We start from the raw sequence: 13,592 nt of genomic DNA, 5'->3' as shown, positions 1-13,592 counted from the left end.
CGCCGGCTCGGTCCCGCCCGACCAGGACCCGTTCTACTCCGCCTCCGCCGACATCGGGACCTACGCGGACGCCGAGTTCCCCGAGGCGGGCATCCAGAGTCTCCTCACGACAAGGGCCGGCAGGCCATGGCGGACGCGCGCGGCAAGTGCGTGACCGACCTGCTGACCGGCTTCGCCTCCAAGAGGCTCGCCGACTACAGCGCCGTCCCCGCCCCGCTGTCGGTGCCGTCGGGGGCGGGCTCGTTGTGATTCGGAATCCCTGCCGTCAGCCGGCGGGGAAGTAATGGCCGTTGTCCAGATCGGCGAGCAGGCCGGGCTGGGCGGGTTCCCAGCCGAGGGTCCGGCGGGTGATGAGGTTGGACGCCGGGTAGCTCTGCGTGACGATGTTCGCGAGGAACCCGAAGTAGCCCGGCACCATCAGTTCGTCCGCGGGAACGCTCACGGCGGGCAGGCCCAGGCGGCTGCCGATGGCCTCGGCGATCTCGCGGAGCGGGATGGCCCCGTCCCCGACCGCGTGCCAGTATCTGCCGGCCGGGCCCTTCTCCAGCGCCAAGCGGAACAAGGAGGCGACATCGCGGGCGTGCACGGCGTTCCACACGTTCGCGCCGTCTCCGGGGTAGCCGGCGAATCCCTTCTCCTTCGCGAGCGCGATCAGCTGCACGAGGAAGCCGGCGCGATCGGTCGTGCTGTGCGCGATGTTGGCGAACCGCACGACCGAGGACCGCACTCCCCGGTCGGCGAGGCCGATGACGGCGGTTTCCACGTCGTTGCGAACCCGCAATGTGCCCTTGTGCTCATCGCCGGCGGGAAGGGCCGGGTCCTCCTCGGTGGCGGGCCGGCCCAGGTTCCCGGGCGAGCCGATGCTCCCCGCCGCGACCAGCGGCTTCCCGGTTCCCGCGAGTGCCTCGCCGTACGCGTGCATGATGGGGAGCTCCGCGGAGGCCACGGCGTCGATCCCGCCGGACGGAAGCAGCTCCTGCCTCTGCGCGACGTGAATGACGCCGTCGGAATCGGCGGCCGCCTCCTTGAGCCCGTCGAGATCCTCGAGGTCGCCGCGACGCACCTTCGCGCCGAGCGCGGACAGTGTCGCCGCGGCCGTGTCCGACCGGGCCAGGCCGGTGACCTCGTGGCCGGCGGTGATGAGTTCGGGAATGATGTACGAACCGGAGTGGCCGGTCCCGCCGGCGACGAAAACGCGCACGCTACTGCTCCTTATCGATGATGTGGCGAGGAAAGTGGTGGCGCTGGTGCGCTCAACTGAGAATGTTGACGCCGAAGAAGAAGTTGGTGTGCTTGACGGAGTGGGCGAGGAGGCCCATCATCAGCAGGCCGGCGTTCTCCAGTGCCTGCGCCATTGGCAGTTGCCCGGTGTCCAATGGGCGCATTCCCAGGCTCTCGATGAACTCCGATACGCGTGTTTTCGCCCGCGCGTCGTCGCCCGCGATGAACACGTCCAATCGGCGGCCATCGGCCGGGCCGGCGCCCAGGACATTGGCGAACAGGGTGTTGAACGCCTTGACGACATGCGCGCCGGCGGGGGCGGCCTTGGCGATCTCCTGCGCGGCGGAACTGCCGTCGGGGGTGACAAGGCCCTCGAAATCGGCGGAGAGGGGGTTGGTGATATCGATGATGACCTTGCCGTTCAGCGCGTCCCTGTACTCGCCGACCACCGCCGCGGCGCCGGCGTACGGTACGGCGAGGATCACGATGTCCCCGGCCGGGGCGGTACCGGCCGTCCCGACGGTGGCGCCGCCGAGCGCTGCGGCCACTTCCTTGGCCTTGGCCGCGTCGCGGCCGATGATCTCGACGGCGTTGCCGCCGGCGAGCGCCCTGGTGGCCAGAGCGCGGGCCATGTTCCCCAAGCCGATAATACTGACGGTACTCATTGCTGTGCCTGCTTTCTGGAACTGGCCGCCGAATTCTTGTGCCGAATTCGCTTCGGCCTCATTGGGTACCTCTTAACGTAGCCATTGGCCTGAGCGGGTGTCCAAGACTTCTTTCAGCCGTGGTGATACCCTGGAGGCATCACCGGGCCGGGAGGTTCCATGGATCTGGACCTGCGCAAACTGCGCTATTTCCTCGCCCTCGCCGACAGGCTGCACTTCGGCCGCGCCGCCGACGAGCTGCATATCGCGCAGCCGGCGCTCAGCCGGCAGATCCGCGCGCTGGAAAAGGACCTCGGCGCCTCGCTGTTCACCAGGGACCGCCACGGCGTGGCGCTGACCGACGCCGGCCGGCAGTTGCTGGCCGACGCCGGCCCGCTGCTGGCCTCCGCGGACGCGGTCCGCCGCCGGGTGACCGCGGCCGCCCGCGGCGGCCGGCGGCTGGCGGTCGGCTTCCGGACCGGCATCCCGGTCATCCCGGCGGCCCGGGCGTTCGAGGCCCGGCATCCGGACGTGGTCGTGGACGTGCAGCGAATCGAATGGGACGACCAGGCCGCGATGCTGCTCGACGGCCGCATCGACGTCGGCTTCGTGCGGCTGCCCATCGACGAGACCGGTCTGCGCGTGGTGCCGCTGTACACCGAGCCGCTCATGGTGGTGCTGCCCGCAGGCCACCGGCTGGCCGGCAAGGAGGAGGTCACCGAGGCCGACCTGGCCGGTGAGCCGCTGGTCTGGCATGCCGGCCCGAGCACGCACCCCACCCGGCGCCCGCTTCCCGACTCCGGGCTCCGGGTGCGCGGCGTGGAGGAGAAACTCGAGCACGTCGCGGCCGGCCGGGGCATCTCGTTCGTGGGGCGTTCGGAAACACTGTTCTACTCACGCCCGGACATCGGCTACGTGCCCATCCCTGAACTCGCGCCCGACCAGGTGTGCCTCGCGATGGCGGCATCGCGCACCTCGCCGCTGGCCGACGACTTCTTCACCGCGGCGCAGGCGACGGCCGAGACCACTGCAGAATGCGGCAACCACGAGGCCTATTCGGGCGATCGCGTAGAAGCGTAGAGCGAGGACGAAGAGGTGCTGGACACCCTTCGTGCTCGGCTTGTCGCGGCTGTTTCGGGACGTGTAGGCATCTAGGAACCGCCTCGTCCCCTCGCCGTCGACCGTGCTGATGGCGGCTCGGGCAGTGGGCCGAGGCGGGCGGTCAGCCGGTCGCGGGGGAGGATGGACTCGTCCGCCCTGTTGCGCGAGAGGGGAGCCGGGCGCTGGACGACTCGGGCGCCCGTGACGGTCTGGCCGCCCTGGAACTGGTCGCAGGTCAGGCCGATCTCGACCCCGCTGGACAGGCGATTCCACCAGTGACTGCTAGGTCAGTTCATCCCGGAGGGCCGACGTCCTGGTATCGGCGAGGCACAAGGGGGTGGCCTGCCGGGTCGATGAAGACGCGGAATCGGCGGCCGCCCGGCTGGTGCTCCGCGAGTTCGGCGCCGGCGCGCAGGACGCCTTCCTCCGCCGCGTCCAGGTCGTCGACGCTGAAGTCGTGGTGGACCCTGCGCGGCGCGGTCGGGTCGGGCCATCGGGCAGGAGGCGGGTTGCCGACGCGCTGAAAGCCGAGCCGGACGTCGCCCTCGATCGTCAGGGCCGTGAAGTCGTCGTTGCAGGAACAGAGGTCGCGCCAGGCTGGTGGGATCGGGGGCAGTCGATGGTCACTGCGAACAGCATCAGGGGAGAAGCCTTCGAAGGTCGGTGAGACGCTCTTCGCTCCATGCCCTCGGAGTCCGGTGTGCCGCACGTTTCGGGGCGCCCAGGAGGCGCGGCGCCCACCCGTCCAGTCCGTCGAGGACGTTGGAGGCGGCGGACGGCTGCGACTCGATCATCGACCCATGATGCGCACACACCGCTGCGCCGCCTCCATGCGATTACCCCAGCGGCAGGGAGTGGCGACCCACTACCGCGTTTGCGCCGGGTTCTCGGTCAGGGCGCTCGTTCCGCGAGATAGCAGCGGAAGAGGAGGCCCATGCGCACGGTCCCGTCGGTTCGTGTTCGCGGCGCGAAGAAGGACCGCAGCGCCGATTCGACGGTCGCGCGGCCGGAGTGCCGCACCGCCGCGGTGACCGGTCCGGCCGGCAGTTGGGCGGCGACCGCGTCGTCCTCGTCCTCGAAGACGACGTCGAAGGAGATGTCGGCCGTCGCCACGGATGCGTAACCGGCTTCGAGCAGCGCGCCGCGGGTCGCGTCCGGGTCGGCGAGGTCGAGGGTGCCGAGGTCGGGCACGTCTCCGCGAGGAGCGAGCGGGTTGATCAGCGCCGCGCTCTCGGCCTGGTCGGGACCGGCGCCCACCGTCACGACCGCCCGCCCGGAGGGGGCGGTCACGCGCGCGATCTCGGCGAGGGCATGGCGCGGGTCGGCGGCGTAGAGCGCGGAGTTGAAGGCGGTGACGATGTCGAAGGCGCCGTCCTCGAACGGCATCTGCCCGAGGTCCCCGACGATGTAGTGCGCTGCCGGACGCACGCGGCGCGCGTACTCGATGAGGCCCGGCGCCGCGTCCAGCCCGGTGACGTCCGCGCCGGCCTGGGCCGCCAGTTCGGCGAACAGACCCGAACCGCAGCCCGCATCCAGAAGCCGCGTCCCCGGACGGGGGTGAAGGCTGCGGAGCACACGCTCGTACAGCGGACGGCTGCGGCCCTCCGCGACCTCGGCCCACGCCTGCGGATCACTGCTCCAGAGTTCGCCCTGGATGGGCGCGCTCATCGGACGTCTCCCGTGTGCTGGACGCGGGCGTCGATCACGTACTCGTCGCCCGGGGCATGGACGGGAGTGGTCGGTGGCGGCAGCACCTGGCCGAAGCTGCGCGCGAGCGTGATCCCCGCTGGGAGTGAGGCGCGTGTCAGGCGGTGCCTCGGGAAGGGCGGGCCCAGGTGACCGGCCTGAGCGGGGCGGGACGATCGGCCGGCGGGGTCGGAGGTCCGCCGCGCGCCGAGCGCTGGTGGCTGCGCCGAGTGCGGGGGCGTCATGCTGAACATGCTCCGAACCGTAGGACCGGGGCCGCCGCGCGTTCTTGAACAAACCGGGCGTCCTTCTCACGGCAGGCCACCATGGCCCTGCACACTGGGGCAGGTGACCGGCGAAGCGTTCTCCGCGCCTTCCGCCGGCGGGCAGAGCCATGTCGAGCGTCCGCCCGTCCCGGCGCTGCACGGGCTCGTGTCCTCGGTCTGGGTTCAGGGGGTCGGTCGCGATGCCGCACCCTACGTCCACCGCCACATCCCCAACGGCGCCGTCGAGCTCGTCTGCAAGGTCGGATCGGCGCCGCAAGTGGTCGGCCCGCTCACCGGGCCGCGGGCCGAGGTGCTCGAGCCGGGCACCTCCGTGGTCGGCGTGCGGTTCCTGCCGGGCGCCTTCCCCGCGGTCGCGGGACTGCCCATGTCGGAGACGGCCGGGCTTGTGCTCGACGCCGAGGAGCTGTGGGGCCGTCCGGCCGCAGCGCTCGGCGAGGCGATCGGAGCGGCGGCTTCGCCCAAGGAGGCGCTCGCCGCCATGCAACTCCATGTGCAGGAGCGTGCCCGCGACGGCATGCCGCCCGACCTGCTCGTGTCCGAGGCGGTACGCGGTCTGATGCCGTGGCGGGCAACTGACGTGACGTCGCTGAGCGCGTCCCTGCACATCTCTGAAACGCAATTGCGGCGCCGCTGCCGGACGGCGGTGGGGCTCGCGCCGAAGGCGCTGCACCGGATGCTGCGCTTCCAGGGCTTCGTCGCGCTCGTCCAGCAGGCGATCGCCCATGGCCGCGCGCCGACGACCGTCGGGCTCGCGCTGCTCGCGAGACGCGTCGGCTACGCCGACCAGCCGCACCTCACGCGCGAATGTGTCCGGCTCACCGGCGTCCCGCCGCGGGCGTTCCTCGCCGAGACGCACCGGACCTGCGCGAACGCGCACGATCACTCGGCATCGTTCGGACCCGTACTGCGCGCCGAGAAAGAGACGCGCCAGCCCCGCCCCCACAGATAGTGCGCGTCCAGGACGCTCGCAGCAGCCGGACGACGCACGACACCCCGGTCGGCCACACTGAGTCCATGGAATACGTCGGCCGGGTGCCCGCACCGCCGCTCGACCCGTTCATGGGTGTCTGGACGAGACGTTTCCTCTACGAGCATCCGGCACGAGTGCGGCTCGTCGGAGTGCACTTCAAATACTGGGGCATGTCACCGTTCGCCGGCATGCCGGTGAACGAGCTGCGGAACCGGTGGACGCCGTCTGGCAGCGGTCCGTGGACCGCATCCGCAACCAGGTCGGTGAGTTCGCCTCGGCCGCCGAGGCCCTGCGAGTGCTGGAGGCGGAGCTCAGATCGCGACCGCATCCGGCGGCGGCAGGATCGGAAGCCGAGAACGCGAGGAGATTCCAGGGAGAACCCGTGGGCACAGTGATCATGCACAGTGTCATGTCGGTGGACGGCTTCATCGCGGACGAGAACGACGACGTCGGGCCGCTCCACGACTGGTACTTCGGCGGGGACACCCCGATCACCGCGAGCGACGACCCGGAGTTCGACCATTCCGGAGCGGGCGCCGGCTTCAGGGTCTCGCGCGCATCGGCGGAGTACGTCCGGTCGCAATGGGACGAGGTCGGCGTGATCGTGATGGGCCGCACCCTGTTCGACCTGGTGAACGGCTGGGAGGGACGGCCGCCCGTGGGCGACCACGTGGTCGTGGTGTCCCACCGGCCCAAGCCCGAGGGCTGGCACCCCGAAGCGTCATACCATTTCGCCGGCAATGTGGCGGCCGCGATCGACACGGCCCAGAAGCTCGCGGGGGAGCGGGTCGTCAGCGTGAACGCCGGCGAGGTGGGCGGCCAGATGCTCGCGGCCGGCCTCGTGGACGAGGTGGCGATCGACGTCGCGCCGGTGGTGTTCGGGTCGGGCAAACGCTACTTCGGCAGTATCGATGGCCGGTACCTGCTGGAGGATCCCCACGTCGTCATCCAGGGTGAGCGGGTACTGCACCTGAGCTACAGAGTGCGCCGTTAGCGGACGACCAAGGACCTTGCCCGCCGCTCATGGCGGGGGCAAGGCCCCTCAATCGATCGGATCAGCACTTCACCCAGTAGCCCGGATCGGTCTCCTTGATGGTGCTGGTGGTGTAGAGGTTCCACAGCCCCAGGTTCTGGTTGGAGCCGTTGGCGTAGGTGTAGCCCATGGACTGGTGCGCTCGTCCGGCGGTGGTGTGCGCGTAGTTGGAGGCGGTCACACACGTCGCCGTCGGGGTCGGCGGTGGAGTCGGAGTGGGCGTGGGTGAGGTCGGGGGCGTCGTGGTCGGCGGCGGTGTGGTGGTGCCGCCGCTCATGGCCTTGACCATGTTGACGACGGCCGTCATCTGCGGGCCGGTCTTGAGCGGGTACGTGGCGGACTGGTAGCCCCACCAGTCCCAGCAGCCGCGCGGGTTGCTCAGCCCCGAGGCGGTCGCCTGCGGATACAGGACGATCATGGCGTTGGTATCGGCGTACTCGTTGAGATACGCCTTGTCCATGAAGGTGTTACCAATGTTGCCGTAGTACTGGTAGCAGCCGTGCAGGGCGACCATCAGCTTGCAGGACGACTGCTCGCAAACCTGCGGGACGTAGGCGAACCCTTCGTTGCCCATGCTGATCGAGGTGGCGTTCCCGCCGGGCACGTAGTCGTTCTGGTCGAACTGGATCAGCTTCCCGGACAGGGACGACGCGGCCGGCTGAACCGTGCCGAACAGGTGGGTCAGCATGTCCCCGACGGGGTCGCCGCCGCAGTTGTTGATCCAGGGAGACTGGGTGACCGAGCAGGAGCCGGGGCCGATCGGGCTGACCCAGGCGTGCCCGGCGGCGGAGGTGTGGTCGTAGACGACGTCGGTGCCCAGGTCGCGGTAGTAGGTGGCCAGGTCGTCGTTGACGTCCTCGGCGACGGTGGTGTCGGACGTGCCGTGGTACAGCCACACCGGGTCGCCCGACAGGTTCGCGACCGGGTCGACGGTGCCGGCCGAGGCGCGGTCGCGGGTCAGCTGTTCGAGCTGGGCGGGCGTTTTGCGGGGCAGGTAGGTCGCCATGCAGGCGTTGAGCGCGGTGCTCAGGCTGTTCTGCGCGCAGTCGTAGGCGCCGGCGGAGAAGATTCCGGTGCCCTGGAACAGGGACGAGTAGGCGACGTGGAGCTGGTTGGCCATGAATCCGCCGGACGACACCCCGCTGACGTAGGTGGAGCTGATGTCGTACTTGGCGAGGGGGGCGGTGGTCGGCGGCGGGACGGCGGCATGGACGACGGACAGGGAGGTCGTTGCCAGGGCTGCGGCCGCGACGGCGGCCCAGATCCCTTGCCTGATCCTCAGGCGCATGGGGGCTCCCAGGGGTGGGGTGGTGCCGTCATCGTCGGAGTCTCCCGCGCCGCCTGCCAGAGCGCGCGAAAACACAATCCCCTAGATCAACATGGCGGCGAACGCCACGCATCCTGAGCCGATGGCCGTCTGATCAGCAGGCCGACTCGTCACCGGTGAGCCTCAGCTGACGGTGCCCCGCTTAACGCGGGTGAGGAAGGTCGTCCACTCGTCGGGAGTGAATTCGAGGACGAGAGCGGGCGCGGGCTGGTGATCGTCGGAGCGGTGGCGGAGCGGTGGGGTGTGCGGTGCGGGGAGGCGGAGACCCGCGTCTGGGCGGAGGTCGTCCGCAGGGAGCGCGTGCCGGGGTTGCGGTGAATTCGGCTGCGGCCCGGCACGGACACCGTAGGCTGCACGGGTGACTGAGAAGCTTTGGCGGATCGAGCCGTCGGGACCGCTGCGCGGGGACGTCACCGTGCGGGGGGCGAAGAACGCGGTCAGCAAGCACATGGTCGCGGCGATGCTGGGGGACGGGCCGAGCACCATCGGCAACGCCCCGGACGTCGGCGAGGTCGGCATCACGGCGGGCATGCTGGAGCACGTCGGGACGGCGGTGGAGCGGTCCGGCGGCGAGGTGACGGTCGTGCCGGGGCCGGTGGCCGACCCGAGCGTCGGCAAGGCGTTCACCGGCCTGAACCGCATCCCCATCCTGATGCTGGGGCCGCTGCTGCATCTGACCGGCGAGGCGTTCGTGCCGCTGGTCGGGGGCGACCCGATCGGCAGGCGGCCCGTCGACTTCCACGTGGACGCGCTGAGGGCGTTCGGGGCCGAGATGACCTACGCGGCCGACGGCATCCACGCGCGGGCGTCGCGGCTGGTGGGCGCGCGCATCGAGCTGCCGTACCCGAGCGTCGGGGCGACCGAGACCGTCCTTCTGGCGGCGGTGCGGGCGAAGGGCAAGACCGTCATCCGCAACGCGGCGATGGAGCCGGAGATCGTCGAGCTGGCGCTGTTCCTGCAGCGGATGGGCGCGCGCATCTCCTTCGCCCCCGACCGGCGGATCGTCGTCGAGGGCGTCGAGCGGCTGAGCGGCGCGCAGACCCGGCTGGACGGCGACCGCATCGAGGCGTTCTCCTACCTGGTCGCGGGCCTGGTGACCAGGGGCGAGGTCCGGGTGCACGGATGCCCGCAGGACCGGCTCGTCACCGCGATCACGACGCTGACCCGGATGGGCGCGCAGTTCGAGATCACCGACGACTGGATCATGGCGTCGGCGCCGAACGGGCTGCATCCCGCGGCGGTGCAGACCGACACGCACCCGGGGTTCGCGACGGACTGGCAGACGCCTCTGATGGTGCTGTTCACGCAGGCCGAGGGCATGTCGGTGCTGCACGAGACCGTGTACGAGAACCGGCTCGCCTACGTGCCCGCGCTGCAGAGCATGGGCGCCGAGATAGAGGTCTACGACACGTGCCTCGGCGGTCCGGCCTGCCGGTACCACGACACGGCGGCGCTGCACTCGGCCGTCGTGCGGGGCGTGACCAAGCTCCGGGGCGGGGACGTGACCATGCCCGACATCCGGGCGGGGTTCTCGGCGGTGCTGGCGGCGGCGGTCGCCGAAGGCCCGTCCACCCTGCGGGGCGTCCACCACATCGAGCGCGGCTACCACCGTCCGGTCGAGCAGTTCCGGACGCTCGGCCTCGCCCTCCGGGAGGGCTAGCGGACGACCTCGGAACCCGGCCAGGTGAAGGTGAGCGCGCCGCCGACCGGAAGCGCGCGCCAGAGCGGCGCGACCTCGTCCAGGCGGCCCAGGATGCGGTCCACCGCCGCCGCGTCCTCGGGCGGGATCTGCTTGCGGCGCGCCCATTCGGGTGCCGAGGCGCCCGCGCGGCGCCGCCAGGCGATGTCGCACAGGCCCGCCAGATACTCGGACCTGGCCATGTCGCCGCGGTCGGCCTCGCTCAGGAACGTCTCGCGCTTCTTCGCCCTGCGCTGCGCCCGCGCCCGCCGGCGCGGATCGCCGGGCGTCTCGACCGTCTCGGTGAAGCCGCCGCCACCCGCCGCCGCGCGCCCGAACACCCCGGACGCCAGGCCCAGTTCCGCCTCGGTCAGGTAGTGGACGAGGTCGTGCGGGATGTGGTCGTCGTAGCCGGGCGCGGGGTCCATCCGGCGCGGGTGCCGTCCGGGCAGGGTGACGACGGTCGCGTACCGGCGCTCGCCCGTCCGCTCGAAACTCACGTCCATGCGGCCAGGCTAGGCCGCGCCGTTCCCGGGGCGCACTCCCTTTTCCGGCCGCCGCGTTGGGCTGGTCACCCGAGGGAGGGACGATCATGCAGTCCGACCGCAGCGACCCTTACCCCCCACTACTCCCGGGTGCGCGAGGCCCCGGGGCTGACCTTCGTCCCCGAGCCGGACGCCTGGCTCGTCGCCCGGCACCCGGGGAACTGGTCCTTACCTGGTGATGGCCGAAACCTGCAAGACGGGTGCGCGGCCGGCGGTCAGGCTGGAGTCATGGACATCGATAAGGCATCCGACTTCATGGCCATGCACGCGCGCCCGCTCGATCGGCGCCGTTTCGAGCTGCTGATCGGCGAGGGCGACAAGGACGCCCTGCTGGCCGCCCTGAACGCCTACCGCAATCCCGACGGCGGTTACGGGCACGGCCTCGAACCCGACCTGCGGTCGCGGACGAGCCAGACGGGCCCCGCCCTGCACGCGTTCGAGGTCTTCGAGGAGCTGGCCCCGTTCACGGCGCCCGAAGCCGTTGCGCTCTGCGACTGGCTGGAGTCCGTGTCCCTCCCGGACGGCGGCATCCCGTTCGCGCTGCCCGTGCCCGATCCGGCTGGGTGCGCCCCGTTCTGGGCGGACGCCGACACGCAGGCGTCCTCGCTGCAGATCACCGCCGTCGTCGCGGCCATGGCGCACCGCGTCGCCGTCCATGACGAGGCCGTCGCCAGGCACCCCTGGCTCGACCGTGCGACGCGCTACTGCCTCGACGCCATCCGGGAGAAGGACGCACTCCACGCACTGGAACTCTCGTTCGCCGTCTGGTTGGCCGACGCCATCGAGGACGGCGAGACCCTCCGTCTGCTCGGCGGGCACATCCCTGAGAACGGGCTCGTGCACGTCCAAGGCGGACTGGAGGACGAGATGATGCGGCCCCTGGACTTCGCCCCCTACCCCGGGCGCCCGGCACGCGACCTCATCAAGGGCGATGTCGTGCACGCCGAACTGCTGCGCCTCGACGGACAGCAGCAGGACGACGGCGGATGGCGCGTCGACTTCGCCAGCTACTCGCCCGCCGCCGAACTGGAGTGGCGCGGCTACACGACCGTGAAGGCCGTCTCCATCCTGACCCGCAACGCGCAGGGCTAGATCCGCCCGACGTGCGCGGCGGCGGCCTCCAGGATGTCGCGGTGCCCCTGGAACGGCAGGTAGCCGTCGGCGGCGTCGGCGGTCTCGTCCACGCCGATCCCCGGGATGTCGCGGAGCCGGGATACGGTCATGCTCGCCCTCCTTGTCGCGATCTTGTTCCAAGGGTGCGGCATGGACTCGCCTGGGCTCCATGCCGGGGCGGGAGTGCGTGGGATCCTTGAGACGCAGGCCGCATCCGATGGCACCGGAGGCTCCCGATGGACAACGGCCCGGGCTACACGCCGCTCACTCCTCTCGCGTTCCTCGGCCGGTCGGCGGAGGTGTTCCCCGGCAAGACCGCGTACGCCTACGGGGACCGCCGCGCCACGTATGCGGAGTTGGCGGAAGAGGTGACGCGGCTCGCCAACGCGTTGCGGGCGTCCGGGATCGGGCCCGGCGACCGCGTCGCCTACCTGGCGCCGAACATCCCCGAGCTGCTCGCGGCCCATTTCGCGGTGCCGCTCGCGGGCGCTGTTCTCGTCGCGATCAACACGCGGCTCGCCCCGGAGGAGATCCGGTACATCCTCGACCATTCGGGGGCGAAGGCGCTCGTCGTCGATGCGGGCCTGCATCCGTCCATCGCACCGATCGCGGACGGCCTGCCGCAGGTCGCCACGGTCCCGGCGGCGGGCGCCGATCCCGACCCGGCCGTGGGCGGCGCCTCCTACGGCGAACTCCTGGCCCGCGGCTCGGACGACCCGCTGCCCTGGGACGTCCCGGACGAGAACGCCGCCATCTCGATCAACTACACCTCCGGTACCACGGGACGTCCCAAGGGCGTCGTCTACACGCACCGCGGCGCCTACCTGAACGCGCTCGGCGAGGTCCTGCACTCGCGGCACACCCCCGACAGCGTCTACCTGTGGACGCTGCCGATGTTCCACTGCAACGGCTGGTGCACGCCGTGGGCGCTCGCCGCGGTCGGCGGGACGCAGGTGTGCCTGCGCGCCGTCGTCGCCGCGGAGGTGTGGCGCCTCATCGGCACCGAGGGCGTCACGCACCTGAACGGCGCGCCGACCGTGCTGGTGACGATCGCGAACGCGCCGGAGGCGCGTCCGCTGGAGCGCCCGCTGACGGTGACGACGGCGGGCGCGCCGCCCAGCCCGACGATCATCGGGCAGATGGAGCGGCTCGGCGCGAGCATCGTGCACGTGTACGGGCTGACCGAGACCTACGGGCCGTACTCGGTGTGCGAGCCGCAGCCCGGCTGGCCGGACCTGGCCGCCGGCGACCGGGCCCGGCTGCTGGCCCGGCAGGGCGTCGGCATGGTGCAGACCGACGGGCTGCGCGTCGTCGACGGCGACATGAACGACGTCCCGGCCGACGGGGAGACGCTCGGCGAGATCGTCATGCGCGGCAACAACGTGATGAAGGGCTACCACCGGGACGAGGAGGCGACCGCGAGGGCGTTCCGCGGCGGCTGGTTCCACTCCGGCGACCTCGGCGTCCGCCACCCGGACGGCTACGTCGAGCTGCGCGACCGGTCCAAGGACATCATCATCTCCGGCGGCGAGAACATCTCGACGGTCGAGGTCGAGCGGGCCATCGACTCGCATCCGGCCGTGCTGGAGGTCGCCGTTGTCGCCGTGCCGGACGAGAAGTGGGGCGAGCGCCCCAAGGCGTTCGTCGTGCTCCGCGACGGGCACGCCGTGACGGGGACGGAACTGGTCGAGCACGTCCGGGCGAGCCTCGCCCGGTACAAGGCGCCCGACTCCGTCGAGTTCGTGGCGGAGCTGCCGAAGACGTCCACCGGGAAGATCCAGAAGTTCCAGCTCCGGGAGCGGGAACGGGCCGGGCGGGAGAGCCGCGTGCAGGGCTGAGAACCCTTGCCGCATCGGGCCTCCCGGCGGCGTGAGGACGCCCGGTTCCTGGGAAGTGTTCCCTGGGCGGGGGCCGGGTCGGCGGCCCCCTGAGAGGGGAGCGTGATGGCGCCCACCGGGAGGCCCACCGGCAACGTGCTGATCGTGGG

14 protein-coding genes and 1 pseudogene are annotated in these 13,592 nt (G+C 71.2%); 7 read left to right on the top strand and 8 right to left on the bottom strand.

Features of this window, described 5'->3' with window-relative positions; all coding sequences use genetic code 11:
• The first annotated feature begins 126 nt into the window (after window positions 1-126).
• Window positions 127-249 carry a hypothetical protein gene (locus E1284_RS43760; RefSeq protein ID WP_279433089.1) on the top strand — a complete coding sequence of 41 codons (123 nt, stop codon included), beginning with the start codon at window positions 127-129 and terminating at the stop codon, window positions 247-249.
• Between the two features lie 16 nt (window positions 250-265).
• Here the strand turns inward: E1284_RS43760 and E1284_RS30815 are convergent, their stop codons facing one another.
• On the bottom strand, window positions 266-1,201 hold the full coding sequence (locus tag E1284_RS30815) for an SDR family oxidoreductase (protein ID WP_131943670.1): 936 nt from the start codon (window positions 1,199-1,201) through the stop codon (window positions 266-268).
• Between the two features lie 52 nt (window positions 1,202-1,253).
• Window positions 1,254-1,886 carry an NADPH-dependent F420 reductase gene (locus tag E1284_RS30810; protein WP_131943669.1) on the bottom strand — a complete coding sequence of 211 codons (633 nt, stop codon included), beginning with the start codon at window positions 1,884-1,886 and terminating at the stop codon, window positions 1,254-1,256.
• A gap of 159 nt (window positions 1,887-2,045) precedes the next feature.
• On the opposite strand from E1284_RS30810, the gene E1284_RS30805 reads away from it, so the two are divergent.
• Window positions 2,046-2,945 carry a LysR family transcriptional regulator gene (locus tag E1284_RS30805; protein WP_131943668.1) on the top strand — a complete coding sequence of 300 codons (900 nt, stop codon included), beginning with the start codon at window positions 2,046-2,048 and terminating at the stop codon, window positions 2,943-2,945.
• 71 nt (window positions 2,946-3,016) lie between these two features.
• Here the strand turns inward: E1284_RS30805 and E1284_RS44145 are convergent.
• The 3 genes and pseudogenes from E1284_RS44145 to E1284_RS30795 all read right to left on the bottom strand — a co-directional run.
• Window positions 3,017-3,235: pseudogene (locus E1284_RS44145) on the bottom strand (hypothetical protein); the annotation flags it as partial.
• A 23-nt stretch (window positions 3,236-3,258) separates the two neighbouring features.
• Window positions 3,259-3,675, bottom strand: coding sequence for a VOC family protein (locus E1284_RS44140; protein WP_165965491.1), 417 nt, complete (start codon window positions 3,673-3,675; stop codon window positions 3,259-3,261).
• A gap of 182 nt (window positions 3,676-3,857) precedes the next feature.
• On the bottom strand, window positions 3,858-4,634 hold the full coding sequence (locus tag E1284_RS30795) for a class I SAM-dependent methyltransferase (protein ID WP_165965490.1): 777 nt from the start codon (window positions 4,632-4,634) through the stop codon (window positions 3,858-3,860).
• A gap of 366 nt (window positions 4,635-5,000) precedes the next feature.
• Here E1284_RS30795 and E1284_RS30790 point away from each other — a divergent pair, with 366 nt between their 5' ends.
• Entirely contained in the window at window positions 5,001-5,888 is an 888-nt protein-coding gene (locus tag E1284_RS30790; protein WP_207924046.1) for a helix-turn-helix domain-containing protein, read from the top strand.
• A 403-nt stretch (window positions 5,889-6,291) separates the two neighbouring features.
• Window positions 6,292-6,903 (top strand): dihydrofolate reductase family protein, encoded by a 612-nt coding sequence (locus E1284_RS30780; protein ID WP_131943671.1) that lies wholly within the window; start codon window positions 6,292-6,294, stop codon window positions 6,901-6,903.
• Window positions 6,904-6,964: 61 nt separating this feature from the next.
• Here the strand turns inward: E1284_RS30780 and E1284_RS42670 are convergent, their stop codons facing one another.
• Entirely contained in the window at window positions 6,965-8,230 is a 1,266-nt protein-coding gene (locus tag E1284_RS42670) for an extracellular catalytic domain type 2 short-chain-length polyhydroxyalkanoate depolymerase (RefSeq protein WP_207924045.1), read from the bottom strand.
• A gap of 397 nt (window positions 8,231-8,627) precedes the next feature.
• Between E1284_RS42670 and murA the strand changes: the two genes are divergently transcribed.
• Window positions 8,628-9,929, top strand: coding sequence for a UDP-N-acetylglucosamine 1-carboxyvinyltransferase (gene murA, locus E1284_RS30760; RefSeq protein WP_131943665.1), 1,302 nt, complete (start codon window positions 8,628-8,630; stop codon window positions 9,927-9,929).
• Here murA and E1284_RS30755 read toward each other — a convergent pair.
• The gene (locus E1284_RS30755; protein ID WP_131943664.1) at window positions 9,926-10,453 is read right to left on the bottom strand and encodes a hypothetical protein; all 528 of its coding nucleotides are present in this window, start codon (window positions 10,451-10,453) and stop codon (window positions 9,926-9,928) included. The two genes, murA and E1284_RS30755, sit on opposite strands and share 4 nt — an antisense overlap.
• Window positions 10,454-10,720: 267 nt before the next feature.
• On the opposite strand from E1284_RS30755, the gene E1284_RS30750 reads away from it, so the two are divergent.
• On the top strand, window positions 10,721-11,584 hold the full coding sequence (locus tag E1284_RS30750; RefSeq protein ID WP_131943663.1) for a hypothetical protein: 864 nt from the start codon (window positions 10,721-10,723) through the stop codon (window positions 11,582-11,584).
• Here the strand turns inward: E1284_RS30750 and E1284_RS43755 are convergent.
• Window positions 11,581-11,715, bottom strand: coding sequence for a hypothetical protein (locus E1284_RS43755; protein WP_279433088.1), 135 nt, complete (start codon window positions 11,713-11,715; stop codon window positions 11,581-11,583). The genes E1284_RS30750 and E1284_RS43755 overlap by 4 nt on opposite strands.
• Window positions 11,716-11,841: 126 nt before the next feature.
• On the opposite strand from E1284_RS43755, the gene E1284_RS30745 reads away from it, so the two are divergent.
• Window positions 11,842-13,443 (top strand): acyl--CoA ligase family protein, encoded by a 1,602-nt coding sequence (locus E1284_RS30745; RefSeq protein WP_131943662.1) that lies wholly within the window; start codon window positions 11,842-11,844, stop codon window positions 13,441-13,443.
• The last annotated feature ends 149 nt before the right edge of the window (window positions 13,444-13,592 follow it).

It is taken from the genome of Actinomadura bangladeshensis, assembly GCF_004348335.1.
GTDB lineage: Bacteria > Actinomycetota > Actinomycetes > Streptosporangiales > Streptosporangiaceae > Spirillospora > Spirillospora bangladeshensis.
This window is presented reverse-complemented; position numbering and strand designations above follow the sequence as displayed.

What these genes read in the sequence shown, in the direction of transcription:
- E1284_RS30805 (WP_131943668.1), top strand. Translation starts at nt 2,046, where the DNA reads ATGGATCTGGACCTGCGCAAACTGCGCTATTTCCTCGCCCTCGCCGAC.
- E1284_RS30755 (WP_131943664.1), bottom strand. Translation starts at nt 10,453, where the DNA reads ATGGACGTGAGTTTCGAGCGGACGGGCGAGCGCCGGTACGCGACCGTC.
- E1284_RS43755 (WP_279433088.1), bottom strand. Translation starts at nt 11,715, where the DNA reads ATGACCGTATCCCGGCTCCGCGACATCCCGGGGATCGGCGTGGACGAG.
- E1284_RS30795 (WP_165965490.1), bottom strand. Translation starts at nt 4,634, where the DNA reads ATGAGCGCGCCCATCCAGGGCGAACTCTGGAGCAGTGATCCGCAGGCG.
- E1284_RS30810 (WP_131943669.1), bottom strand. Translation starts at nt 1,886, where the DNA reads ATGAGTACCGTCAGTATTATCGGCTTGGGGAACATGGCCCGCGCTCTG.
- E1284_RS30750 (WP_131943663.1), top strand. Translation starts at nt 10,721, where the DNA reads ATGGACATCGATAAGGCATCCGACTTCATGGCCATGCACGCGCGCCCG.
- E1284_RS30745 (WP_131943662.1), top strand. Translation starts at nt 11,842, where the DNA reads ATGGACAACGGCCCGGGCTACACGCCGCTCACTCCTCTCGCGTTCCTC.
- E1284_RS43760 (WP_279433089.1), top strand. Translation starts at nt 127, where the DNA reads ATGGCGGACGCGCGCGGCAAGTGCGTGACCGACCTGCTGACCGGCTTC.
- E1284_RS42670 (WP_207924045.1), bottom strand. Translation starts at nt 8,230, where the DNA reads ATGCGCCTGAGGATCAGGCAAGGGATCTGGGCCGCCGTCGCGGCCGCA.